Here is a 24456-nt window from a genome sequence, read left to right on the forward strand (position 1 = left end):
TATTTCCGGTATTAAACGCGAATTTCGTTCTTTACTTACCCTCTTCTTTTTAACGTTTCTATGGAGGTCAGCATGATGTTTGTACTTTACCAGTCATCCAACACTTTAAATATTTACATATGAAAACCGAGATTTTAACAGAAAAGCACCGACTGGGACTTGGTGGTGTAGCGATAGGAACAGCTTTTGAAAATATTACAGATGAACAGGCTCATGAAATACTGCAAACAGCCTGGAATGATGGAATCAGATACTATGATACTTCACCCTGGTATGGACTGACGAAGAGTGAACGCAGATTCGGAGATTTTCTCAAAGAGCAACAAAGAAACGAATTTGTCTTTTCAACAAAAGTAGGAAGGCTTTTTCACGAAGTTCCAGCCTCTGAAGTGCCTCCCACCATGTGGAAGAAACCTCTGAACTACGATTTCTTTCATGATTATACAGCTGATGCGATACAAAAATCAATCGAGGACAGCCTGGAAAGAACAGGACTGAGCCATATTGATATTGTATACATTCATGATCTGTCTGAGGATCAGGTAGGCGACCGATATCCCTATTTTCTGAAACAGGCAAGAAACGGAGCTTTTAAAATTCTTTCCGATCTTCGTAACCAGGGAGTGATTAAGGCCTGGGGAATGGGTGTCAATAAGATAGAACCTATTTTAGATTGTATAGAATCTGCTGATCCGGATATCTGTCTTTCGGCAACGCAATATTCTATTCTGGAACATGAAGATGCGGTTGACCGTCTTCTTCCTGCAGTTAAAAAAGCCGGGGCAAAACTGGTTTCAGGAGCAGGATATAATTCAGGATACCTGGCTGGAAGAGAACGTTACAATTATAAAGATGTGATCCCAAAAGGAATGCATGAAAAGCGAGCCAGAATGACTTCTATTGCTGAAAAGTATAATATAAGTCTCATTGATGCTGCATTGCATTTTGTACTGGCCGCTGATGAATTTGCTTCCATTATTCCGGGAGCCAGCCAGCCTGAACAGGTAAAAGATAATATAAATGCCTTGCAAACCAACATTCCTGCCGAATTTTGGAAAGAATTAAAAAATGAAGGTCTGATTTATGAGAAGGCGCAGGTTCCTAATTAATTCAGTCCTTTCATTTTATAAAAATATTGTAAGTTCAAAATTTCTTCAAAATTTAGTAATAGTTTTATAGCATGAAAATTCTAATCGTTGAAGACGAAACTGAGCTTGCCCAAAGTATTTCCGAATATCTTTCCGGAGAGCATTATGTGTGCGAATCTGCCAGTACATTCACGGAAGCTATGAATAAAATAGAGATCTTTGAGTATGACTGTATTTTGCTGGATATTATGCTTCCGGATGGAAACGGCCTGAAAATATTGGAGGAATTAAAAAAGCAGCAGAAACAGGATGGCGTAATTATTATTTCAGCCAAAAATGCTCTGGACGATAAAATTGAAGGATTAAAATTAGGTGCTGACGATTATCTCACCAAACCCTTTCACCTTTCTGAGCTTATGGCAAGGGTTTATTCGATTATCCGGAGAAAACAGTTCAGCAGTTCCAATGTGGTAAAGCAAAATGAACTTCAGATTGATCTGCTGGCTAAAACGGTTACTGTAAACGATGAAATGATCTCTTTAACCAAAAAAGAATTTGATCTTTTAATTTATTTTATCGGTAATAAAAATAAAGTCATCTCCAAAAGTACCCTTGCGGAACATCTTTCCGGGGATTTTGCTGATATGCTGGACAATCACGACTTTGTGTATGCTCATGTGAAAAACCTTAAGAAAAAGCTCTACGACGCAGGATGTGGACATTATCTTAAAACAGTATATGGAACAGGGTATAAGTGGGAAATTCCAAATTAGTAACTGATTGTTGGAAGGTAAAAAATGATTATCTTTTGTATCCTACTTTACCCTTGAAATTCTGAACTTTAAACCTTAAACTCTGTACATTTATAATTCATCATTATTGTGAAGCCTCTACTTACCAAAACCACGAAACCCTTCCTTATCTATGTACTCATTGTACTGATAATAAGTATTCCTGTGTATTATTTTGTGGTAGATACGATCTGGAAAAGTGAACTGGATGAACATAATCAGATTATTGTAGAGAAAACGGCTTATGAATTCAACAAATTACAGTTGTCAGAAGATGCGCTGAACAAAAGTCTTGAATTGTGGAATCACATTCAGCCAGAAACGAATATTGAGAAAATTTCTTCCGATCAGATCAATCAGGATAAAATATACACTTATGAAAAGCATCTACCTTTCATTTCGGAACAAAAAAAGGAACGCTACAGATGTCTTGAAAAAGTAATTTACATTCACAACAAACCTTATCTGTTTACGATACAGACCAATATTGAGGAATCTCATGAAACCATAGCTGTCATTGCGATGATTACCATATTCTTTTTTGTAATGATTGTTGTGGGGCTTTTATATCTTAACCGAAGACTTTCTTCATCTATCTGGAAGCCTTTCCGGGATACTCTGGATAAGCTTAAAACTTTTAACCTTAACAGTCAGAATACAATAGAATTTCCGGCTTCTGACACCTCAGAATTTGAAGAACTTAATCAGTCTCTTTGCAAGCTCATAGAACGTAATGTTTCAACGTATAAAACCCAGAAAGAGTTTACTGAAAATGCCTCCCACGAGTTGCAGACTCCGCTTGCTATTATTAAAAACAAGCTGGATCTTTTGCTACAGGATCAGGATCTCACTGAAAAGCAATACAAAATAGCAGAAGACATCAACAAAGCGCTTACAAGAAGTTCCCGTATCAATAAAAATCTTTTGCTTCTCGCTAAAATTGACAATAATCAGTTTGACAGTTCGGAAACCATTTTGTTTGATCAGTTGCTCCATCAAAGCATTGATATTCTCAGAGAACATTTTGAGCAAAAAAATATTTCCGTCACAGAAGACATTTCAGTCGCTGCACAGGTAAGCGGAAACAATATTCTGGCAGAAATATTAATTAATAATCTTATCATCAATGCCATTCGTCATACAACTGTAGAAGGCTGCATTTCCATACAGCTTACAGATGCTGTTTTCGAAATTTCCAATTCCGGCACTGAAAAACTGAATATGGATCTGATGTTCAAGAGATTTTCAAAACTTTCAACAGATAACAGCGGAAGCGGTCTTGGGCTTTCTATCATTCAGGAAATCTGCAGGTTCCATCATTGGACAATCAGTTACAGATTTGAGAATCATCGTCATGTTTTCTCTGTTAAATTCTAATTAAAAAAATTCCGGATTCCGATAAATTCTAAATTTCTTCTAAATCGGATTGCACCTTTGTATAAAAATATACTGAGGCATTAATCGTATCTAGAAATGATTTCAAAAACATTCCAGGCTTTTAGTTCTACAGTATTTTTTATCCATCATAAAAGTACATCAGAATGAAAACATTTAATAAAGTTGCAGCCGTCACTCTTCTTTTCTGGCTGATGAAAATTGTAGCGACTACATTAGGAGAAACGCTGGGAGATTTTATTTCCATGACCCTGAATTTAGGATATGCTGCGGGAATTCTGATCACCCTGGTGTTTTTCATCATTATTGTATTCATGCAACTCCGTATGAAAAAATATACTCCTGCGGTTTACTGGATGGTGATTGTGGGAACAACTACGCTAGGTACTGAAATCTCTGACTTCATCGACAGAACATTAAAAACCGGATATCTTACCGGAAGTTTAATTTTACTTTCCGGGCTCTTGCTTTCTTTGTTTTTATGGTACAAAAAATATGGAAATCTGGAGGTTTATCCCATTTTTGAAAAGAATAAAGAATTCTATTACTGGACTGCCATTTTATTTTCCAACAGTCTGGGAACGGCTTTCGGAGATTTTCTGAGTGATAATTTAGGCCTTGGCTATATGACCGGAGCTTTGATTACAGGACTCATTATTTTAATGGTCGTATTGCTACATTATTTCACAAAGATCAATCATGTATTACTGTTCTGGATTGCTTTTGTTTTTACCAGACCATTTGGTGCTACTTTCGGAGATCTTTTAACCAAACCATTAGCTAAAGGAGGTCTGGACCTCGGAACACTCAATGCCTCTTTGATATCTCTTGCTTTAATGGTTTTGATGATTATCATTTCACAAAGAAAACACAACCGTGAGCTACTCCTTAAAAATGAATAATTACTATCTCATACAACTAAAAGAATTTTAAAGAAAATAAGAATGAATAAAACAGCTCTGTTATTTTTTCCGACATGTCTAATGATTTCTTCTCTAGTTTCTGCGCAGACCGCTTCTGTGACAGCCTCAGGGAGAGTTACAGGTAAAGACAAAACAGCATTACCTTATGTTCATATCATTTTAAAAAAAGAAAAAGACAGCACTTTTACAGCAGGAACGATTACCAATGAAGAAGGCAGATTTTCTCTTACTGGGATAAAACCGGATCATTATCTTCTGGAAACCTCACTCGCCGGATATAATACACAGATACAACCTGTTTTCATAGGAAGCCTTTCAGAATTTCTGGAAATCCCTGTAATTGAACAAGTTCCACAACAGGAAAGTGAAACTAAAATAGAAGCGATAACCATCACAGCATCCAAAAAGAATGAAATAGACAGCCATCTGGATAAGAAAACCTACTCTGTGGCTGATAACCTGAGCCAAAGCGGTGGTTCCGTATTGCAAAGTATGCAGAACCTTCCCGGAATCACGGTTCAGGATGGGAAAGTACAATTGAGAGGAAACGATAAAGTAACCGTTCTGATTGACGGTAAACAGACTGCTCTTACCGGTTTTGGAAGCCAGACAGGACTGGACAATATTCCCGCTTCTGCCATTGATAAGATTGAAATCATTAACAATCCTTCCTCGAAATATGATGCCAACGGAAATGCCGGAATCATCAATATCATCATGAAAAAAAATAAACAGAACGGATGGAACGGAAAAGCCGGGTTTACCACAGGATTAGGATCTCTCTGGGTAAGAAAGGAAAATCTTCCTACGATCAGACCTCAATATACATTCACTCCTAAAATTAATCCTTCATTATCTGTTAATTACAGGAAAAATAAAGTTAATCTTTTTTTACAGGCTGATAATCTTTACACGGAAACGCTTAACAAAAATGAATTTGTAACCCGAACTTATGATGACGGAACCGTGATCAATTCTCAGCTGAAAAGAAACAGAAATACCAATTTCTTCACTACCAAAGCTGGAATAGACTGGACGATTGATTCTCAAAATACAATAACCGTTTCAGGAATGTACGGCAGCGAAAAAATTACTGACAGAGGCGATCAGCCGTTTTTCAACGGTGATTTATCCCAGCGTCTCCGTCTGTGGCAGTTTCTGGAAGATGAGCTGAAAACAACGGTTATGGGTACCGCTTCCTATCAGCATAAGTTCAAAGAGGCCGGACATGTTTTGAACGCAGGGTTTAATTATACCTTTCACAGAGAGGATGAAAAATATTTTTACTACAATTATCTTCCTTCTTCTACAGGAACTGATGCCTTTAAACTATTATCTGATGAACAGGTATGTGATTTCAATGTAGATTATGTAAAACCATTGAAATATGGGCGGATAGAAACAGGAATCAAGCTGCGGAACAGAAGCATTCCTACCAATATGAACTTCATTCCGGGAGCTAATTCTGTGCTGGACGTTTCTGCCGGAGGAAAAGCCGATTATAAAGAATTTATTCCTGCAGTGTATGGAAATTATGTGTTTGAAAATGAAAAATGGGAAGCAGAACTGGGAGTAAGACTGGAATATGTAAAAATTCAATACGATGTAAATCCCAATCATCCAACCTATAAAAGTGACGGATACAACTACACACAACCTTTCCCGAATTTCAGGTTGGCCTATAAACTTAATGAACGTAATAAATTTTCTGTTTTCTATAACAGAAGGGTAGACCGTCCCAATGAAGTAGATATAAGAATTTTTCCAAAATATGATGATGCAGAGATCATTAAGGTAGGAAATCCCGCACTGCGTCCTCAGTTTACGAATTCTGTTGAACTCGGATATAAGCACAATTGGGATAACGGATATTTATATTCTGCACTGTATCACCGTTTTGCTAATGGAACGATCACCAGAATTTCCAGTATCGTTCCCGGAAGCACCCTTATTTATGCCATTTTCCAAAATGCAGGAAAAAGCTATAATACCGGGCTTGAAGCAATATGGAATCAAAAAGTATCTGATGTCTACACCCTGAATGTCAACGGAAATGTATATCGTAACCAGATCAATGCATTTACTGTTCAAAATCTGTATCCTCAGCCTAATATTTTCTCTGCAGATCAGCAGACCGCTATCTCAGGGAATATCAAGATGAATAACATTTTTCATTTCTCAAAAGGGCTGGATATGCAGTTTACGCTTGTGTATCTGGCTCCTGATATTATTCCACAGGGAAGGATACAATCCAGATTTTCAATGGATGCAGGAGTAAAGAAAGCTATTCAGAAAGGGAAAGGCGAGCTCTTTTTAAATGCTTCAGATCTGCTTAATACGATGGTGACTAAGAAGTCTGTACAAGGCAGTGGTTTTGCTTATACCAGTAATGATTACTACGAAACTCAGGTAATTCGATTGGGGTACAGTTATAAATTTTAATACAGAATCAGATGATTTTTAATGTGATTTAAAATGAAAAAGCACTTTCAAAAAACAGTGATGTATGCAATGATTCTGAGTTTATTGGTAAACAAAATCGATGCTCAGAATACCAACGATACAGTGAATGTCCAAAAACCTGTACAGGACAGTCTGACCACGACAGAAATTCAGAAAAGCAAATTGAATTATAAAAGTCTGATCATTCCTGCCACATTCATAGCCTACGGAGTAGCAGGTCTTTCCATAAAGAATCTGAAACAGCTTAATGTATCTATAAAAGTTGAAATCAGCGAGCACCAGCCCGCACAGATACAACTGGATAATTATACCCAATATGCTCCGGCAGTAATGGTATATGGACTTAATGCAATAGGAATAAAAGGGAAACATAACCTGAGGGACCGCACCATCATTTACGCTTCCTCACAACTGATTGCGGCTGCTTTTACCATACCTTTAAAATATCTGGTAAAAGAGGAAAGGCCGGACGGATCCAATACGTTATCTTTTCCTTCAGGACATTCTGCGATCGCATTTTCCTCTGCGCAATTTATGTTCAGGGAATATAAAGACACCAATTTCTGGCTCAGTATCTCAGGATATCCGTTTGCTATTTTCACCGGAGTATACAGAATGCTGAATGATAAGCACTGGCTGGGAGACGTTGTGGCAGGAGCCGGATTTGGAATTCTTTCTACAGAACTGGCCTATTGGCTGTTTCCAAAAATTAACAATATATTGCGGGGAAAAAATAAAGTCAAAAATTCATTTTCATCTACGATGGTAATGCCTTTCTACCAAAATAAAATTGTAGGAATAGGATTGGTAAAAACTTTTTGATATTAATTTCCTCATTATTAAAAGCACGATTCAGTAATCTGGATGGTGCTTTTTCTTTATACAACCTTTGCTTTACGGATAATCTTTGCCAGCAAATTCGGAAAGAATCTCTTAAGATAGACAGCCATTACTTCTTTACCGCCTATTGCTTTTTGTTTTTTCTGTTTTTCAATCGCAGAAAGCATTTTTTTTGCGAAAATATCCACAGGCATTCCATTCTTTGTAGCCTCGTCCATTGTACCTTGTGTCGAACCATCTCCGGTGACTGCATTAATAGAAATGTCAGTCTGTATAAAACCCGGACATATTATTGTAATACAAATATTCTGATTGAATAATTCTGCCCGCAACGCGTCAAAAAAGCCATGTAAAGCATGCTTTGCTCCGGCATACCCGCTTCGCATTGGCGCTCCAAAAATTCCCATAAGGCTTGACACAACAGCAATCTGTCCTTTTTTATTTTCAATCATGTAGGGTACAACTGCTTTAGTGAGCGCTACTGTTCCTATATAATCAATATCGATCAGCTGTTTATCAACCTCAATATCAGTTTCCATGGCTAATGATCGTTGTGACAGTCCGGCGTTGTTAATCAGAATATCAATCCTTCCAAACTGTTCTGATGCTTTTTTTGCTATAGCAGGCATGTCTTTATAATTTTTAAGATCTAAAGGAATTACAGCATACCGGTCTTTAGGTAAACCGGCATTTTCAGCCACGGAATGAAGCTGTTCTTCTTTTCTGGAAGAAAGAATAATTTTTGCATTGCTGTTTCTGGCCAGGTTTTTTACCAAAGCCTCTCCGATACCAGATGATGCACCTGTGATCCAAATGATTTTATGATCGAAATAACTGCCCATATTCATTATTATTATCAAATTTTAAAGCTTGGCGATATACTTTCCGGCTTTCATTCCTGAAAAGATACAGCCACCTAAAAATGTTCCTTCCAGAGCTCTGTATCCATGCATTCCGCCACCGCCAAAACCCGCCGCTTCTCCTGCAGTGTACAGCCCTTCAATAATGCTGTTATCCTCTCTCAGGACCTGACCATTCAGATTTGTTTTTATTCCACCCAACGTTTTCCGTGTTAAAATATTAAGGCGTACAGCAATCAAAGGTCCGTTTTCCGGATCTAGAATCTTATGGGGAGCAGCAACGCGTCCCAACTTATCTCCTAAATAATTTCGGGTATTCCGGATGTAATTAACCTGAGTGTCTTTTGAAAATTTATTGTTGAGTTCCCGGTCGCGGGCTTCAATCTGGGATTTTATTTTATCATATTTCAGGAGATTATTTCCGGCCAGTTCATTCATCCTTTTAACAAGATCTTCCAGATTATCCGATACAATAAAGTCTTTTCCATGTTCTTTAAAAGCTTCTACTGGTCCCGGTGCTTTTTTACCAAAAATCCTTTTCAGAAAAAGAGCATAATCTTTATTGGTGATATCCGGATTCTGCTCTGAACCCGAGAGCGCAAATTCTTTTTTAATAATTTTCTGGGTAAGAATAAACCACGAATAAGAATATCCGGTTTCCTGAATGTACTGTAAAGTTCCCAATGTATCAAATCCTGGAAGAAAAGGAGCGGGTAGACGTTTTCCTTTAGCATCAAACCATAGTGATGAAGGACCAGGCAATATCCTTATTCCATGGTTTGGCCAAATGGGATTCCAGTTTTGTAACCCTTCCGTATAATGCCACATTCTGTCCGGGTTGATGATATGAGCTCCGGAATTTTCTGCAATGCCAATCATTTTACCATCCACATAAGCTGGAACTCCACACACCATATTTTCAGGGGCTTTTCCCAATCTTTCCGGCCAGTTTTTCCTTACCAGCTCGTGATTGGCACCAATACCCCCCGATGCGATGATAATATTCGGAGCTGTATACTCAAATGCAGAGATGATATTCCTGTTCGTTGAAGCACCTCTTTCCTGGGTATCATTTTCCAGAATATCGCCTTTAAGACCTTTAATTTTACCGTTTTCTTCTATCAATTCAGTTACCCGATGTCTGAATTTCATCTGAAGCAGTCCTTTTTCCTGAGCTTTATAAGCTTTGTCTACAAAAGGTTTTACCACACCTGTACCTGTTCCCCAGCTCACATGAAAGCGGGGTACGGAGTTTCCATGACCCGTTGCCGAGCCATCGCCACGCTCTGCCCAGCCCACCATAAACATCAGCCTGATTCCTAGTTTGGAAATATAATCGTACTTTTCTCCGGCAGCAAATTTCAGGTAAGCTTCTGCCCATTGGCGGGGCCAATAATCTTCCGGACGATCAAAGCCAGCAGTACCTTTCCAATCCTGAAGGGCCAGTTCATAAGAATCTTTAATTCCCATTCTTCTTTGCTGAGGAGAATTAATCAGAAATAATCCTCCAAATGACCAGAATGCCTGTCCGCCAATATTCTGTTCCGTTTCCTGATCCAGAAGCAATACTTTTTTTCCGGCATTGGTAATTTCCATTGCTGCGGTAAGTCCTGCCAGTCCGGTTCCGATAATAATTGCATCAGGCTGGAATCTTTCTTCCATTGTTACGAGTGTTTTGATTTAGATAAATGTATAAAATTATTCGTAATCAGATTTAAAATTAAAAATTTAAATCAGTCTTGCTATGATCAATTCAACCCTGAACTCTAAACTTTTCAACTGATCTATGTAAAAACAGCAATAGGAAAGAAGACCTCTGAAATTACACTAAACAAGGAGGATGGAACTTCATTTATTAATAAAAACTTAATACAGAATTAAAACAGGGCATTTTTCTGGTTATAATATAAAAGAGTGGTAAGCTATTTTACCACTCTTTTTAGTTGAAAAAGATAGAAGCATTTGTGTTTTAGAATCTTATTATAATCATCCAAAACTATCTTACAAAGACAGATTAATGATTATGAGGGAATCCATTATTATGTCTGATCTGAATGTAAATATACTAAATTGTATTTATTAAATCACTAAATATTGAAATATTAAAAAGATTTAATATTCCATTACAATTCCTTTCGGAATGTATACTGGAAAAAAACTTTCATCCCTTTTTTAAAGTAGTTGATATACAGAATAGTATGTATCTGTTTTTGCACTTTAATTTTGTTTCTATGAAAAAGAGTTTTTATCTTCGTTTGGCACTTTCAGTGATATTACTGATGCATAGTGTGATTTCTATTTTCAGTGGGGATGTGAATGATTTTGGCCATTTCTATCTGGACAGATTAGGTTTCAGCCCTGTAGGAATCTATATTGCATGGGCGATAAAACTGACTCATCTTTTTTCGGTGCCGTTAATCTGGATTGACAGGTGTATTCAACCTGTAGCTGTTTGTAATATCTTCATTTTTATTTTCGGGATTTATTATGTTCATTGGCAAAATGGGTGGTTTGTAGTAGGTGGCGGAGCGAATGGTGTTGAATTCAGTATTTTACTGATCTTCAGCTTTTTTAATCTTATGTATCCCGAGATTTCTTTACGTTTTACGAATAAAAATAAGAGTTAGGGTCTTCAAAGATCTTCATGATGCATTATGATTCAAAAGGAGGTAATTTGTAGATCTTTAGCTTCCTTTGATAGACTTATATTTTTATATTTGAGTGAACAAATGGTACTTTGTACTTTTAAATCATCATAAGCTTGAGATCAGATCTTCAATCTAAATGGCGGATTCATTTGCTTTTTTGGATCTTGTATTATATTCTGGAAGTTTACCTGGACTTTTACTGGTCCAGGTATCAGTTTCCCGATTTCAGATGGCAAATGAGACTTCAGAATTCCCTTGTGCTGGAGCTTGGTTATTTTTTGGTTAAAATTCCGTTAGCATATTCCTTGCTGTACCTATATGAAAAGGTTGATCTTAAACTTGTTTTTAAATATATACTCTATATTTTCATTGTAATAACAGCTGTTTTGGGTCACCGTTTTTTAACGCATTACTTCCTATATCCTTATATCTACGGTGTTACTGAAACATTGGACGGAAAGCAGGCTTCCGGATTTATCAATGGTTATGTGGCATTCAATTCTTTTATGGATCTTATTTTTATGGTAGGTCTTATTTTCGGAATTGAAATTACCCGGCAAAAGAATGTACTCAAAGAACAGATCTCTCAGTTGAAATCAGAAAAACTTGACCAGGAACTTACTATGCTGAAAGCCCAGATCAATCCGCATTTTCTTTTCAATACCCTTAATAATATCTATGGAATGGCGCTGAAAAAAGCAGATGAAACTCCGGATGTTATTCTGCAGCTATCCAAAATCATGCGGTATAATATTTATGAAGCTGCGGAAAAAAATATTTCCATAGCCAAGGATCTTGAAAATATTAAAGACTTCATAGAAATTCAGAAAATCCGGCATCGTCAGCTTACTGTAAGTTTTATGGAGGAAATTGATCTTCCTTCACAGGAAATTTCACCTCTGGTATTGATACAGTTTGTAGAAAATGCTTTTAAGCATGGTGTTTCCGAAAGCCTGGGAAAAGCATTCATTATGATAGATATCCGATTAAAAAATGGAATTCTTACCTATTTCATAGAAAACTCCAAACAGGAAAACTCTCATGAAAATTCCACAAAAATAGGCCTGAAAAATATCCGAAGACAGCTGGAACTGCTTTATCCCAACCATACGCTTCGTGTAGAAGATGAGAAAAACCGCTATACTGTAACTTTAACCATTGATTTTCATGATACCATCAGTCACTAAAAAATACAACTGCATTATTGTAGAAGATGAACCTATTGCCACAGAAATACTGGAAAGTTTTATCTCCAGAGATCAGGACCTGAATCTTGTAGGAAAATGTGCAGATGCAGTATATGCCAGCAGTCTTTTAAGTATTTATGATGTAGATTTAATGTTTCTTGATCTACATCTTCCGGTAGTAAAGGGTTTTGATTTTCTCAGAAATGTAAAAAATCCTCCCTTCGTTATTGTCACAACAGCTTATCATCAGTATGCTGTAGAAGGCTATGAGCTTGATATTGCAGACTATCTGATGAAACCTATTCCGTATGATCGCTTTCTGGCTGCTATTGATAAATTCAAGCATTTAATAGAAGCAGAAGATGCTTTACTCGAAGTCTCTGAGCGTGATTTTATTTTTATGAACAGTGGTAAAAAGAAAGTTAAAATTATTCTCCACGATATTTTTTATATCGAAAGTTTAAGAGAATACATTCATATTCATACAAAAACGGAGACTTTTACTTTTAAAATGCCCATCAGCAAAATAGAAGAGATTCTTAACCCCAAAATGTTTGTCCGTATTCATAAATCGTATATTATATCGAAACAAAAAATTGAAATCAAGTCTGCCAATGCTATTCATATCAATGGAAAAAGACTTCCCGTGGGGAGAACTTATAAAACACTGATAGAGCTTTAAGTATGCTCATTTTAATTTAATATCACTATTATTTTACTCCTATTAATTATTAAGCCTGTATTTGCGGTATAACCTGTTTTCAAAAGAAGTTGATAGATTGGAATTGCCCATTTATAGATATTCTTTTCCGGTTCATATTCATTTGTACATCTTTGAAACTGTAAATAATAAATATTTGAATTATGAAAGTAATCGGAATTTCGAAACTAAGGAGCAGGTTCTTTTTAATGCTGGCTCTGGGAAGTATTTTCTTCAGTTGTAAAAACAGTGATGATGATGATTCGGCACCCAATTCACATGGCATTGAAGTAGCAACAGGAGTATTCAAAGGGACTATGAAAATTCAGGGGCAAGATTATTATAATGCAATAGTTAATGTGTCAAAGACAGATGATGCCCATGTTAAAGTGCAGCCAAAATCAGGTGAGGCTTATTCAGTAGCAACCTCTAAAACCATCAATGTTACCAATACTGCAGGAATAAGTGTTTCAGGCAATGACAGCCAGGGAAGTGTTAACTACATGATTTCATCAAAATCACTTCAGATAAGTACTCAGAAAACCTCTGAAAATGAGGTGGCTTTTTATTTTGAAGGAGAGAAACAATAATACAATAGAATGTGGTTGGTTTATTATTCGAATGTTGAATAATGTTTTGGCTTATGACTGATCGTAGTCTTAAGCCAATTTTTTTTAAAATAATTTAAGGCCAACGATCCCTACGACAATCAATAATGCTGACAATAATCTTAAAGTACTGGCAGAATCCTGGAAAAAGAGAACTCCCACCAATAGCGTTCCTACAGCACCAATTCCCGTCCATACTGCATAGGCAGTTCCGATAGGAATGCTTTTCTGAGCAAACCAGAGCAAACCACCGCTGACAGTCATACACAGAATTGAAAAAATGATCCAGTTCCATTTATTATTTTCCGGCTGTTGAGAAAGTTTAAGCCCTAAAGGCCATCCGATTTCAAAAATTCCTGCGATAATTAATGCCATCCAGTTCATACTATTTGTTTTAATGATATTCCGAATGAAAATCTATTAAAGAAAATTCATTGCTACTACAGTACAAAGCTACCGTTATCCATTTACAATCAATATTATAAACTTTGTGACCCGACAAAAAACAGAGATAGAATGTATTTTAGAGAAGATGAAACGTTTTACATTTTCAATAGAATAGTATCATATGGAAGAGCATATTCTACTTATTGGGCTTGCTCACATATTTATTTCCTTTCACAAAAAAGCGCCAGGGCAAAAGCGCATCTTCCTGTGCATAGGCAACACCTATGCGCGAACCTGCAATAATTTCATCTGGAGCATATGAAATACCATGATCTTCAAGCCAGATTTCATGTCCGTTCAGATCTTTTTTGTTAAAGGAACGATCTATTCCTAAGGCTTTGGCAGCTGATCCGGGACCTGCTGAAATAGCAGGTTTGGAAACAGGCATATTTCTCCGCTGTTCCATGATTTCTTTACCAATCAAAGGTTCAACAGCTCTCACCAGTACTGCATGAGGCTCATCTTCCACGGATGTTACGATATTGAAAAGATGATGAATTCCATAGCATAGATAAACGTAAGAAATTCCGCCATGACTGTACAGCGTTTCAGTACGGTCTGTACGTCTGCCTCCGTAGGCGTGGGAAGCTTTATCATTAATTCCAAAATAGGCTTCGGTTTCTACAATGATTCCTGCTGTTTTTTCACCATTGATTTCTGTAAAAAGGACTTTTCCCAAAAGGTCCCGAGCCAGAAAAAGAACGTCCTGATTGGAATAGTAGGAGAGTGGTAGTTTCATGAATGATTCGGAAATTATTCACTCAAATTTAGTGATAATCATCTAAAAACAGAAATACATGAAAGTGAAATTAAAAAAGGTACCACAAAAATTCAGATTTCATAAAACAGTGATTAATTTGGCACATCCATTGTTGTTTTTTGTATACATCATTCACACCACTATAAAAATTATAGGTTTTGACACTTATTTTTCCCTGGAGCAATCCGGGGAATTTTTGTTGCTGCTGAAAACGATTTCTAATTATTAAAAATTAAAAAGTCCCACATTTCTGTGAGACATTCATTATTTATCTTGCTCCCGGAGGGCAGTGTTCTCTTAGATACCTGGTAAACATAGTGATCAGATGCAGCGATGTTCCTTCTCCTTCATTAATAGCGTGGGTACGGTTAGGATAAGACATCAGCTGAAACTGTTTGTTGTATTTTACCAGTTCATTGATGTAAACTTCTGTATTCTGATAATGTACATTGTCATCACCTGTTCCGTGAACCAACAGAAGGTTCCCTTTTAAGTTTTTAGCGTAAGCCAATGGTGAGCCCTTAACAAAATCTTCTCTGTTTTCCTGCGGAAGTCCCATATAACGCTCCTGATAGATATTGTCATAGAATAACTGATTGGCCACCGGAGCAATAGCAATACCTGTCTGGTAAATATCAGGATACTGCCCCAAAAGGTTCAGGGTAGAAGAACCTCCACCGCTCCAGCCCCATACGGCAACTCTTGAAGTATCAATATAAGGCCATTCTGCAAATAAAGCTTTCGCTCCCATTGCCTGGTCACGGATATTCATCTGGCCAATTTTACGATACACAGATTTTCTCCACTCGCGTCCTCTCGGGGATGGGGTTCCACGATTTTCAAGAGAAACATATAAATAACCGTCTTCAACCATATCTCCGGCATATAACCAATTCCAGCCGGTATAAAAATCGTCCGTTACCGTTTGCATAGCAGGCTCTCCATAGACTGTGAAGACAATTGGATATTTTTTATTGGGATCAAAATTTTTAGGTTTTACTACCCATCCATCCAGTGTAATCCCGTCTTGTGTGGTAATCTGGAAAAATTCAGCTTTAGATTTTGCAGGATCTGCTTTTTCTGATCTACTGGCAGCAACCAATTCTTTGTGCTCCGGAAGTGACACCACAGAACCTACTGAGAGTGAATTGACACTGGTATTAGTAAACATGGCAATTTTTCCATTAGGTGAAATCGTATAAGTATTAGAGCCTGTATAGGATTCAGGAGTCACTTTTTGAGCTTTTCCTCCTTTCATGCTTACTTTATACAGGTATTTCTGAGTAGCATTGTTGGGGGATGCTAAAAAGTAAATCTGATTATTCTTAACATCAAAGAATTCCGGTTTTATTACATCGTAAGCATCTTTTGTAATCAATGTTTCCTTGCCGCTCATATCTATTTTATAAATATGTCTCCATCCGTCTTTTTCAGAAAGCCAAAGGAATTCTTTTCCGTTATCAATCCAGTCCCAGCCTTTTGGATCGTTGTCATTCCATCGGGATTTGATGTCAATCCATGCAGCATCAGTTTCTGTGTGAATCGTCTTGCTGCTTCCGGAACTGGCGTCTGCCACCATGATTTTACTCTGATTCTGCTTTCTGTTCAGTTGCTGCAGAATAACGGATTTAGAATCCAGTACCCATTCCATTCTCGGAATATAATTTTGCATTTCATCACCTGCAATATCTGCTTTCTTAGAAGATTTAGAGGCAAGGTCATAAAACCAGATACTGCATCCTGAAGGGTTTTCTCCCACCTTTGGATATTCTACCGGAACGGTAAAAGAATACAGACTGTCTGTATTGTTAATCATCAGAAAGTTTTTCGTACCCCGTGCATCAAGCTTCCAGTAAGCAATTTTACTACCGTCGGGAGACCATCGGAAACCATCCTGAGTTCCGAATTCCTCTTCATATACCCAGTCAAAAGTACCGTTGATCATTCCGTCTGTACCATCTGTAGTGATTTTAGTCTGCTGATTGCCGGCAAGATCTTCAATATACAGGTTATGCTTAGACACATAAGCGACTTTTTTTCCATCCGGAGAATATTTTGCAAACATCAGTGAGGAAGCGGGCAACCCTTTTCCCAGTTGGGTAAGCTTTTTAGTATTTTTATCAAAAATCCAGTAATCTCCCCGGGTATTGTCTCTCCATACTTTCTTTGTATTGGCAAAAAGCAATAAACTTTTATCATCAGGAGATACCTGAAAACTCTGTACCTGCAAAGCTTCAGAACTTCCGGCTGGAATCAGCTCGTTACTGCTTAAAAGGAGCTGATCTTTTCCGGGATGCAGTATATCAACAATTTCAACCCCTTTTTTAGTAAATGAATAATAAGCGTTCCCATCTGGAGTCCATTGTGTCTTCTGTGCCGCCCATGGTGACAAACACAGGAAATACAATGCAATAGCTGTTAGTTTTTTTATATTTTTCATAAATTATATTTGAATTAAGCTCAATGTTCAGCTCTGTAATTTTCAATTTCTTCAACGGTTTTGATCAATCCATTCCCCAGAAGTCTGTATCCATCATCTGTAATCAGGAAATCATCTTCCACACGGATTCCTCCAAAATTCCGGTATTCATTTACTGTATCATAATTAATAAAGTCTGCATTCTTGTTTTCAGCCTGCCATATGTCAATCAGCTCCGGAATCATATAAATACCCGGCTCAACTGTCACTACAAAACCGGATTCCAAAGCTTTTCCCAAACGTAAAGATTTCAATCCGAATGTTCGCGTATCTTTTGGTTCTTCCTCGGTATAGCCAATATACTGTTCTCCAAGGTCTTCCATATCATGTACATCCAATCCCATCATATGACCCAGCCCGCACTGAAAGAACAGTGTATGAGCATGGTTCTTTACAGCATCTTCGGGATTTCCTTTCATCAGTCCAAGATCAATAAGTCCTTCTACCAGATGTTGTGCCGCTTTCAGGTGAATATCTTTAAATCGTACTCCCGGTTTCAGAAGATTTTGAGCTTGATTAAAAGCATTCAGAACTACCTCGTACATTTCCTTTTGCTTTGTTGTAAAAGTTTTGCCTGCCGGAAATGTTCTGGTAAGATCGCCGGCATATCCCATTGCCGTTTCCGCTCCCGAATCATTCAGGAAAAGATCTCCTTCTTTCAAAGTATTGAGACGGTAGTGATTATGCAGAATACCTCCGTTAATCGTCACAATGGGGGGATAAGACATCTGACATTCTTTATTGGCAGCCAGATATTGAATGGCATTGGCAATTTCATATTCTTTCATTCCCGGTTTTGCAAGACGCATCGCCAGCAGGTGCATTTCATTGGAGACATTCACAGCCTGTTCTATCTGTGCAATTTCCTGAGCTTCTTTAACAGAACGTTGTTTAACAATAGCCTTGATCATTTCTACGGAAGGCTGCAGCGCTGCAATTTTAATTCCGAGAAGATCACCCAGCAAAATTTTATTGGAAGACTGATAGGGAGGAAGGTAATGAACCTTTCTGCCGGAAGTCTGTGCTTTTACAATATATTGTGCAAGTTCTGCGTAGGGCAGTGTTTCCTGTACACCGGATTTCAGACTTTTCTCTTTCAAAGTTTCCTGTCTTCCCATCCATACAATATCATCGATGCTCAGTTCATCTCCGAAAATAATGGTCTTATTTTCATCAATATCAATAATGGCTGCAATACGGGGTTCCTGAATTCCGAAATAATATAGGAAAGTACTGTCCTGGCGGAAATAATAAGGATTATGTTCAAAGTTTACAGGATTCTCTATATTTCCCAGAAATAATAAGATTCCGTTAGACACGCTTCTCTGTAATACTGATCTTCTGTTTTGATAAGTTTGTGCTGAAAACATATATTATGAATACTTTTTATTATAAAAGTTTAAAGTTACGATTTTGTACTATTTATAGCCCTTTATTCATTAAAATTATGAATATGTAAAATTTGGATTTTAATATGATATTGAATGTTCATATTTTGCTTATCTTCAGCAATATTTTAACCAAGCGAATAGAGTATTTCATTAAAGCACTGATGTTATGAAGAGTCTCCAGTTTTCTGTTCCTGCTGATGCCAACAAAAGTATCCGCATCCAGGAAGATATAATGCCTAATTTCTACCCTTATTTCCATCGCCACACCGAAACTCAGATCATGTGGATTCTTAAAGGACACGGGACACTGGCTATAGAACAAAATCTCTTTAATTTTGAGGCTGGTGATATATTCTATCTGGGAGCCAATCAATCCCATGTTTTCAGGGGTAATTTTGATAAAGATGAAAAACAAAAAGTTCATTCCATCTCTATATTTTTTGATCCGTATAAAAAAATCGCTGCCTTTTTCGACTTACCGGAATTTGAAGAACTTAAAAATTTCATCAGTCATTCAGAAGTAGGTTTCCAGGTGGCTCCTAAATTAAAAACAAATATCGGGGAAAATATTGCGGCTTTACAAAAAACAAAAGGAGTAGAGCAGATCATAGATTTTATCAGAATTCTAAATCATCTTATGCACAACAGGCATTTGCATATTCCCTTATCTTCAGAAAAGAAACTACCTGATCATATTTCCGATACTGACAAAAGGATTATAGATGCCCAGAATTTTATTAGGAAAAATTTTGCTCAACATAAACTTACGCTCGATCTTATTGCCAAAGAAGCCTGTATGACGCCTCAGGCATTTTGCCGGTCATTTAAAAAGCGTACACGTATTACTTATATTGAATATCTCAATGAGCTTCGTGTACAGCGTGCCTGCAGACTTCTGACAGCCAGCAGTATGTACAGTATTTCTTCTGTTGCCTTTAATAGTGGATTTAATAGTCTCACCAATTTTAACAGGGTTTTCAAATCCATTATGAAATATTCTCCTAAAGAATATCTGAAACACTACAAAGAGGCTACCATACAGCAATAAAAAACAACATGTTAAAATACGGTTAGAATACATTAAAATATTAACATTTACCGTTTTAAAATTCACCTAGTTTTGAATAAATATTATTTGATATGAATACAAAACTAAACTGGGAAGGTATTTATCCTGCTGTATTAACTCCTTTTACAAAAGAGGGTAAGATAGACTTTGAAATGTTTGCTGTCAATACAGAAGCCCAGATTAAAGCAGGAGTTCACGGAATTATCCTTGCGGGAACATTAGGGGAAGCCAGTGCTTTGGAGACGGAAGAAAAATTTGAATTGCTGAAATATGCAAAAAAAATAACGCAGGGAAGAATTCCTGTCATTCTTAACCTTTCTGAAAATACAACCAAAAATGCAGTCAACTTTGCTCAGAAAGCCAAAGAATTGGGTGCAGACGGGCTCATGCTGCTTCCTCCGATGCGTTATAAAGCCGATAATCGTGAAGTAGTAGAATATTTCAAAGCAGTGGCTTCCGCTACGGACCTTCCAATCCTAATCTATAACAATCCTGTAGATTATGGAATCTATGTCACCCTTGAAATGTTTGAGGAGCTTATTAAATACCCAACCATTCAGGCTGTTAAAGAATCTACTAGAGATCTTGCCAATGTAACCAGAATGATCAACCGTTTTGGAAAAAGAATCAAAATTCTCGGAGGCGTAGATACCATTTGTCTGGAAACCCTCATGCTTGGTGCAGACGGCCTTGTAGCAGGTCTTGTAGATGCTTTCCCTAATGAAACCATGGCTATGTACAACTATGTGAAAGCAAATGAATACGACAAAGCCGTAGCAATCTACAGATGGTTTATGCCATTGCTGGAACTCGATATCCACCCAAAACTTATTCAGTATATCAAACTGGCTGCTACAGCAGAAGGAATAAGCAGTCCATATGTAAGAGCACCACGTCTGGAACTTCATGGAGAGGAAGCTGAAAGAATTCAAAAGATTATTGAAGAAGGCAGAGTGAATCGTCCGAAACTATTAACTCCGGAAATACAGATATGATAGAAGAAACATCACCACAAAATATTGATAGAAGAATTCAGATGGCAGTTGAAGCCTTTCGGTTCCTGAAGAATACGACCATCCATGAAAGGGCTGAATTTATGAATGCCGTTGCTGATCAGATTGAAGCTTTGGGAGAAGAACTTCTAACAGTCGCTCATTCCGAAACGTCATTACCATTAGCCAGACTTACTGGTGAAAAGGCCAGAACAACAGGACAATGGAGAAGCTATGCAAAAGCTGTAGCTGCCGGAATCTATACAGAAGCCAGAATTGATCTTCCCCAGCCTGAAAAACAAAAGGGAGATATCCGGAAATACAATGTAGGCATTGGACCCGTAGTTATTTTTGGGGCCAGTAATTTCCCGTTTGCTTTTTCAACAGCAGGAGGAGATACAGCAAGTGCCATCGGGGCAGGATGCCCTGTCATTATAAAAGCGCATCCGGCACACCCACAGACTTCGCAGATAATGGCGGATGCTATAACAACGGTTGTTTCAGCATTCGGATGGCCTGAAGGGATTTTCAGCCATATTACAGGGACATCTTATGAGATTGGTGCTTATCTGACGCAGCATCCGGATATCCGGGCTATTGCATTTACAGGTTCTTTTAATGGAGGAAAAGCTCTATTCGATATAGCCAGCCGCCGTGAAAATCCTGTTCCGGTATTTGCAGAAATGGGAAGTATCAATCCTGTATTTGCGTTTCAGCAACTGCTTGAGACCAAGGCAGAAACATTGGCAAAAGAATATAGTACTTCTCTAACACTGGGAGTAGGACAATTTTGTACCAATCCGGGAGTATTGATTGCATTGAGAGGAAAACCGCTTGACCGTTTTATCAATACGTTAAAAGCTGAAATTCAGAAAATTGCTCCCGCTAATATGCTTCACAAAGGAATATTTGAAAATTTCGAAAAAAATAAAAACATTGCATTAAAACAGCCAGATGTTGAGATTATTGCATCAGGACATACGGAGGCAGAAGGTATTGTGGGAAATGCTTCAGTGATAAAAACGAATGCTGAAACCTTCCTGAATAATCCGGTATTGAGTGAAGAAGTCTTTGGTCCGTTTGGTATTGTTGTAGTGTGTGAAACAGAGGAAGAACTCATGGAAATTGCCCGGCAGCTAAAAGGACAGTTAACCATTACCATAGCAGCGACCAATGAAGATGTACGTGATAACAGTACATTGATTAATGTTTTGAAAGATAAATGCGGAAGATTATTATTCAATGGAATGCCTACAGGAGTAGAAGTAGTGTATGGCATGCAGCATGGAGGACCTTTTCCCTCTACAACTGATTCACGTTTTACTTCCGTAGGACCGGATGCTGTGAAACGCTTTGTCCGTCCCATTTCCTTCCAGAACTGGCCGGATGAATTCTTACCAAAAGAGTTGAAGAATGAAAATCCATTGCAGATCAACAGAATGGTCGACGGAACAATGAATTCAGAATCTTTAAAATTACAGACCACATGAACAGAACATTTTTTTGCATAGATTCACATACCTGTGGATGTCCCGTACGTCTTGTTGCAGGAGGTGCCCCTATTTTAAAAGGAAATTCCATGATGGAACGTCGCCTTCACTTCATGAAAGAATACGACTGGATAAGAAAAGGACTCATGTTTGAACCCCGTGGCCACGATATGATGAGCGGAAGTATTCTGTATCCTCCAGCAGATGAAAATAACGATATCGGAGTTTTATATATTGAAACCAGCGGATGTCTTCCCATGTGCGGACACGGAACTATTGGAACGGTTACCATTGCCATCGAAGAAGGTCTTGTTGTTCCTAAAATTCCGGGAAAATTAAGACTTGAGACTCCTGCAGGGCTTATCCTCATAGATTATGTACAGGAAGGAAAAAAAGTAAAGTCTGTAAAACTGACCAACGTAAAATCTTTTCTGTATGCTGAAAATCTGCAAGTCGATTGTCCGGATCTTGGATTAATAAGTGCCGATATTGCTTATGGTGGAAATTTTTATGCGATTATAGATCCTCAGGAAAACTTCAGAGATATTTCCGATTTTACAGCCAGCCAGCTCATCCATTATGGAAAAATTATCAGAAAACTGCTCAATGAAAAATATCAGTTCATCCATCCTGAAATTGAACACATTACAGGATTAAGCCATATTCAGTGGACAGGTAAACCTACTGACCCTAAAGCCAGTGGAAGAAATGCGGTTTTGGTTGGAGAAAATGCCTTAGACCGCTCTCCATGTGGTACAGGTACCTCTGCAAGAATGGCTCAATGGTATGCTAAGGGAAAACTGAAGGAAGGTGAAGAGTTCATTCATGAAAGTTATATCGGATCCCAGTTTATCGGGAGAATTGAAGAGACCACTACTATTGATGGAAGAGCAGCCATTATCCCGTCAGTAGAAGGCTGGGCAAGAATTACCGGATACAATCATATAATTATTGATGATGAAGATCCTTATTGGCAGGGTTTTCAGGTAATGTAACAGACCTATGACACAGAATAAAGGAAATGCACTCATTATTGGTGCAGGAATAGCGGGATTAAGCTCAGCTTATTATCTTTTGCAGAAAGGATGGCAGGTAGAAATTATTGAACAGAATGATCTTACCAACAACTGTTCTTACGGCAATGCAGGAATGATTGTACCTAGTCACTTTACTCCGTTGGCAGCACCGGGAGTTGTTGCGCAGGGAATGCGCTGGATGTTCGACAGTAAAAGTCCGTTTTATGTAAAGCCTTCACTCAACGCTAAACTGATATCGTGGGGATTGAAGTTTTTAAAACATTCCAACCAGAAGCATGTTGACTATTCTGCAGCAGCCATCAGAGATCTTAACCTGGCAAGCAGCAGGCTTTATAATGAAATTGCAAAACAAGATGACTTTGATTTTGAGCTTAATCAGAATGGCATTTTAATGCTTTATAAAACGGAGAAAGTTGCAGAGGAAGAAATAGAGCTTGCCCACAAAGCCACCGGGATGGGATTACCCGTTGATATTCTGGATAAAAAAGAGATTCAGCAACTCGAACCCAATGTTCAATTGGATGTTATCGGAGGAGTCAATTATAAATGTGATGGTCACATGAATCCGATGAAACTGATGAAACAAATGATCTCTTATCTTAAAAATAAGGGTGTCATTTTTCATACTCATCATCAGGTAACAGGTTTTGAATTTTCTGGAAGCATGATTAAAGCCGTAATTGCCAATGACAGAAAGTTTACTGCAGACCGTTTCGTCATGACCGGAGGTTCATTTCTCCCTGAACTGGCTCAGAAGGCAGGAATCAAAATTCAGTTAATGCCCGGAAAAGGATATTCATTTATGCATACCCCTGATAATCCGGTCAATACCCTGAATCATGCTGCTTTATTACTGGAAGCAAGAGTGGCTGTCACTCCTATGAATGGGCAGGTCCGTTTCGGTGGAACGATGGAATTGGCTTCCCATCATGATACAATTAATATGAAAAGGGTAGAAGGGATCATCAGGTCTATTCCTCAATATTTACCTGACTTTCAGATTCAAAAACCCAAAGAATCTGAAATCTGGTTCGGCTACAGACCCTGCGCTCCGGATGGACTTCCTTATCTGGGACAATCTTCCCAATTAAAAAACTTAATTATCGCAGGCGGCGGTGGTATGATGGGTTTAAGTTTAGGACCCATCTTCGGAAAAACAGTGTCAGAACTTGCCAATGACCAAAAGCCAACGGTTGATATAAAGAAATTCCACCCTGAAAGATTTAGTTAAAAAACACCACATAAAACACACAAATCAAGCCCAAAACAATTGGGTTATTCAAATAAT

21 protein-coding genes are annotated in these 24456 nt (G+C 37.8%); 15 read left to right on the forward strand and 6 right to left on the reverse strand.

All coding sequences use genetic code 11. The features are described 5' to 3' along the window. Positions 1-119: 119 nt before the first annotated feature. The 6 genes from J2786_RS05765 (at position 120) to J2786_RS05790 (ending at position 7482) form a co-directional block, all read left to right on the forward strand. Positions 120-1109, forward strand: coding sequence for an aldo/keto reductase (locus J2786_RS05765; protein WP_310024243.1), 990 nt, complete (start codon positions 120-122; stop codon positions 1107-1109). A 71-nt stretch (positions 1110-1180) separates the two neighbouring features. After that, on the forward strand, positions 1181-1861 hold the full coding sequence (locus tag J2786_RS05770) for a response regulator transcription factor (protein ID WP_047430412.1): 681 nt from the start codon (positions 1181-1183) through the stop codon (positions 1859-1861). 108 nt (positions 1862-1969) lie between these two features. Then, positions 1970-3256, forward strand: coding sequence for a sensor histidine kinase (locus tag J2786_RS05775; RefSeq protein WP_047430409.1), 1287 nt, complete (start codon positions 1970-1972; stop codon positions 3254-3256). Between the two features lie 164 nt (positions 3257-3420). Further along, complete coding sequence (locus J2786_RS05780) at positions 3421-4176, forward strand: COG4705 family protein (protein WP_047430406.1); 756 nt, start codon at positions 3421-3423, stop codon at positions 4174-4176. Positions 4177-4257: 81 nt separating this feature from the next. Then, positions 4258-6639 carry a TonB-dependent receptor domain-containing protein gene (locus J2786_RS05785; protein WP_310024248.1) on the forward strand — a complete coding sequence of 794 codons (2382 nt, stop codon included), beginning with the start codon at positions 4258-4260 and terminating at the stop codon, positions 6637-6639. A 33-nt stretch (positions 6640-6672) separates the two neighbouring features. After that, positions 6673-7482: a phosphatase PAP2 family protein gene (locus J2786_RS05790; protein WP_310024251.1), complete on the forward strand. Its 810-nt coding sequence runs from the start codon at positions 6673-6675 to the stop codon at positions 7480-7482. A 56-nt stretch (positions 7483-7538) separates the two neighbouring features. On the opposite strand, the gene J2786_RS05795 is transcribed toward J2786_RS05790, so the two are convergent. Next, positions 7539-8342 carry an SDR family oxidoreductase gene (locus J2786_RS05795; protein ID WP_047430397.1) on the reverse strand — a complete coding sequence of 268 codons (804 nt, stop codon included), beginning with the start codon at positions 8340-8342 and terminating at the stop codon, positions 7539-7541. Positions 8343-8363: 21 nt separating this feature from the next. Further along, positions 8364-10022, reverse strand: coding sequence for an FAD-binding dehydrogenase (locus tag J2786_RS05800; RefSeq protein WP_047430393.1), 1659 nt, complete (start codon positions 10020-10022; stop codon positions 8364-8366). 569 nt (positions 10023-10591) lie between these two features. On the opposite strand from J2786_RS05800, the gene J2786_RS05805 reads away from it, so the two are divergent. The 4 genes from J2786_RS05805 to J2786_RS05820 all read left to right on the forward strand — a co-directional run bounded on the left by J2786_RS05805 (position 10592) and on the right by J2786_RS05820 (position 13485). After that, positions 10592-10987, forward strand: coding sequence for a DoxX family protein (locus J2786_RS05805; protein ID WP_047430390.1), 396 nt, complete (start codon positions 10592-10594; stop codon positions 10985-10987). A 170-nt stretch (positions 10988-11157) separates the two neighbouring features. Continuing rightward, the gene (locus J2786_RS05810) at positions 11158-12195 is read left to right on the forward strand and encodes a sensor histidine kinase (RefSeq protein WP_310024255.1); all 1038 of its coding nucleotides are present in this window, start codon (positions 11158-11160) and stop codon (positions 12193-12195) included. Continuing rightward, complete coding sequence (locus J2786_RS05815) at positions 12176-12877, forward strand: LytR/AlgR family response regulator transcription factor (protein WP_047430384.1); 702 nt, start codon at positions 12176-12178, stop codon at positions 12875-12877. Before J2786_RS05810 ends, J2786_RS05815 begins: the two co-directional genes overlap by 20 nt. Positions 12878-13059: 182 nt before the next feature. After that, on the forward strand, positions 13060-13485 hold the full coding sequence (locus tag J2786_RS05820; protein WP_047430382.1) for a hypothetical protein: 426 nt from the start codon (positions 13060-13062) through the stop codon (positions 13483-13485). 84 nt (positions 13486-13569) lie between these two features. On the opposite strand, the gene J2786_RS05825 is transcribed toward J2786_RS05820, so the two are convergent. The 4 genes from J2786_RS05825 to J2786_RS05840 all read right to left on the reverse strand — a co-directional run bounded on the left by J2786_RS05825 (position 13570) and on the right by J2786_RS05840 (position 18559). Then, positions 13570-13887 carry a DMT family transporter gene (locus J2786_RS05825; protein ID WP_047430380.1) on the reverse strand — a complete coding sequence of 106 codons (318 nt, stop codon included), beginning with the start codon at positions 13885-13887 and terminating at the stop codon, positions 13570-13572. 199 nt (positions 13888-14086) lie between these two features. Continuing rightward, on the reverse strand, positions 14087-14689 hold the full coding sequence (locus J2786_RS05830; RefSeq protein WP_047430377.1) for a DNA-3-methyladenine glycosylase: 603 nt from the start codon (positions 14687-14689) through the stop codon (positions 14087-14089). 289 nt (positions 14690-14978) lie between these two features. Then, positions 14979-17150 (reverse strand): S9 family peptidase, encoded by a 2172-nt coding sequence (locus J2786_RS05835; RefSeq protein ID WP_082001948.1) that lies wholly within the window; start codon positions 17148-17150, stop codon positions 14979-14981. 20 nt (positions 17151-17170) lie between these two features. Continuing rightward, entirely contained in the window at positions 17171-18559 is a 1389-nt protein-coding gene (locus J2786_RS05840; protein ID WP_310024261.1) for an aminopeptidase P family protein, read from the reverse strand. Between the two features lie 187 nt (positions 18560-18746). Between J2786_RS05840 and J2786_RS05845 the strand changes: the two genes are divergently transcribed. The 5 genes from J2786_RS05845 to J2786_RS05865 all read left to right on the forward strand — a co-directional run bounded on the left by J2786_RS05845 (position 18747) and on the right by J2786_RS05865 (position 24399). After that, positions 18747-19628, forward strand: coding sequence for a helix-turn-helix domain-containing protein (locus J2786_RS05845; protein ID WP_047430370.1), 882 nt, complete (start codon positions 18747-18749; stop codon positions 19626-19628). A gap of 92 nt (positions 19629-19720) precedes the next feature. Continuing rightward, positions 19721-20644 carry a dihydrodipicolinate synthase family protein gene (locus J2786_RS05850; protein ID WP_047430367.1) on the forward strand — a complete coding sequence of 308 codons (924 nt, stop codon included), beginning with the start codon at positions 19721-19723 and terminating at the stop codon, positions 20642-20644. After that, positions 20641-22131 (forward strand): aldehyde dehydrogenase (NADP(+)), encoded by a 1491-nt coding sequence (locus tag J2786_RS05855; RefSeq protein ID WP_047430364.1) that lies wholly within the window; start codon positions 20641-20643, stop codon positions 22129-22131. The genes J2786_RS05850 and J2786_RS05855 overlap by 4 nt, the downstream gene beginning before the upstream one ends. Continuing rightward, positions 22128-23126: a 4-hydroxyproline epimerase gene (locus J2786_RS05860; RefSeq protein WP_047430362.1), complete on the forward strand. Its 999-nt coding sequence runs from the start codon at positions 22128-22130 to the stop codon at positions 23124-23126. Before J2786_RS05855 ends, J2786_RS05860 begins: the two co-directional genes overlap by 4 nt. Before the next feature lie 7 nt (positions 23127-23133). Beyond that, entirely contained in the window at positions 23134-24399 is a 1266-nt protein-coding gene (locus J2786_RS05865; protein WP_047430359.1) for an NAD(P)/FAD-dependent oxidoreductase, read from the forward strand. Positions 24400-24456: the final 57 nt, after the last annotated feature.

The sequence above is a fragment of the Chryseobacterium vietnamense genome (assembly GCF_031454475.1).
Classification (GTDB): domain Bacteria; phylum Bacteroidota; class Bacteroidia; order Flavobacteriales; family Weeksellaceae; genus Chryseobacterium; species Chryseobacterium vietnamense.

Excerpts from the sequence above, each read along its gene's own strand:
- J2786_RS05865 (WP_047430359.1), top strand. The coding sequence starts at position 23,134 with ATGACACAGAATAAAGGAAATGCACTCATTATTGGTGCAGGAATAGCG.
- J2786_RS05790 (WP_310024251.1), top strand. The coding sequence starts at position 6,673 with ATGAAAAAGCACTTTCAAAAAACAGTGATGTATGCAATGATTCTGAGT.
- J2786_RS05765 (WP_310024243.1), top strand. The coding sequence starts at position 120 with ATGAAAACCGAGATTTTAACAGAAAAGCACCGACTGGGACTTGGTGGT.
- J2786_RS05845 (WP_047430370.1), top strand. The coding sequence starts at position 18,747 with ATGAAGAGTCTCCAGTTTTCTGTTCCTGCTGATGCCAACAAAAGTATC.
- J2786_RS05840 (WP_310024261.1), bottom strand. The coding sequence starts at position 18,559 with ATGTTTTCAGCACAAACTTATCAAAACAGAAGATCAGTATTACAGAGA.
- J2786_RS05860 (WP_047430362.1), top strand. The coding sequence starts at position 22,128 with ATGAACAGAACATTTTTTTGCATAGATTCACATACCTGTGGATGTCCC.
- J2786_RS05805 (WP_047430390.1), top strand. The coding sequence starts at position 10,592 with ATGAAAAAGAGTTTTTATCTTCGTTTGGCACTTTCAGTGATATTACTG.
- J2786_RS05770 (WP_047430412.1), top strand. The coding sequence starts at position 1,181 with ATGAAAATTCTAATCGTTGAAGACGAAACTGAGCTTGCCCAAAGTATT.
- J2786_RS05785 (WP_310024248.1), top strand. The coding sequence starts at position 4,258 with ATGATTTCTTCTCTAGTTTCTGCGCAGACCGCTTCTGTGACAGCCTCA.
- J2786_RS05825 (WP_047430380.1), bottom strand. The coding sequence starts at position 13,887 with ATGAACTGGATGGCATTAATTATCGCAGGAATTTTTGAAATCGGATGG.
- J2786_RS05830 (WP_047430377.1), bottom strand. The coding sequence starts at position 14,689 with ATGAAACTACCACTCTCCTACTATTCCAATCAGGACGTTCTTTTTCTG.
- J2786_RS05850 (WP_047430367.1), top strand. The coding sequence starts at position 19,721 with ATGAATACAAAACTAAACTGGGAAGGTATTTATCCTGCTGTATTAACT.
- J2786_RS05820 (WP_047430382.1), top strand. The coding sequence starts at position 13,060 with ATGAAAGTAATCGGAATTTCGAAACTAAGGAGCAGGTTCTTTTTAATG.
- J2786_RS05815 (WP_047430384.1), top strand. The coding sequence starts at position 12,176 with ATGATACCATCAGTCACTAAAAAATACAACTGCATTATTGTAGAAGAT.
- J2786_RS05795 (WP_047430397.1), bottom strand. The coding sequence starts at position 8,342 with ATGGGCAGTTATTTCGATCATAAAATCATTTGGATCACAGGTGCATCA.
- J2786_RS05835 (WP_082001948.1), bottom strand. The coding sequence starts at position 17,150 with ATGAAAAATATAAAAAAACTAACAGCTATTGCATTGTATTTCCTGTGT.
- J2786_RS05780 (WP_047430406.1), top strand. The coding sequence starts at position 3,421 with ATGAAAACATTTAATAAAGTTGCAGCCGTCACTCTTCTTTTCTGGCTG.
- J2786_RS05855 (WP_047430364.1), top strand. The coding sequence starts at position 20,641 with ATGATAGAAGAAACATCACCACAAAATATTGATAGAAGAATTCAGATG.
- J2786_RS05800 (WP_047430393.1), bottom strand. The coding sequence starts at position 10,022 with ATGGAAGAAAGATTCCAGCCTGATGCAATTATTATCGGAACCGGACTG.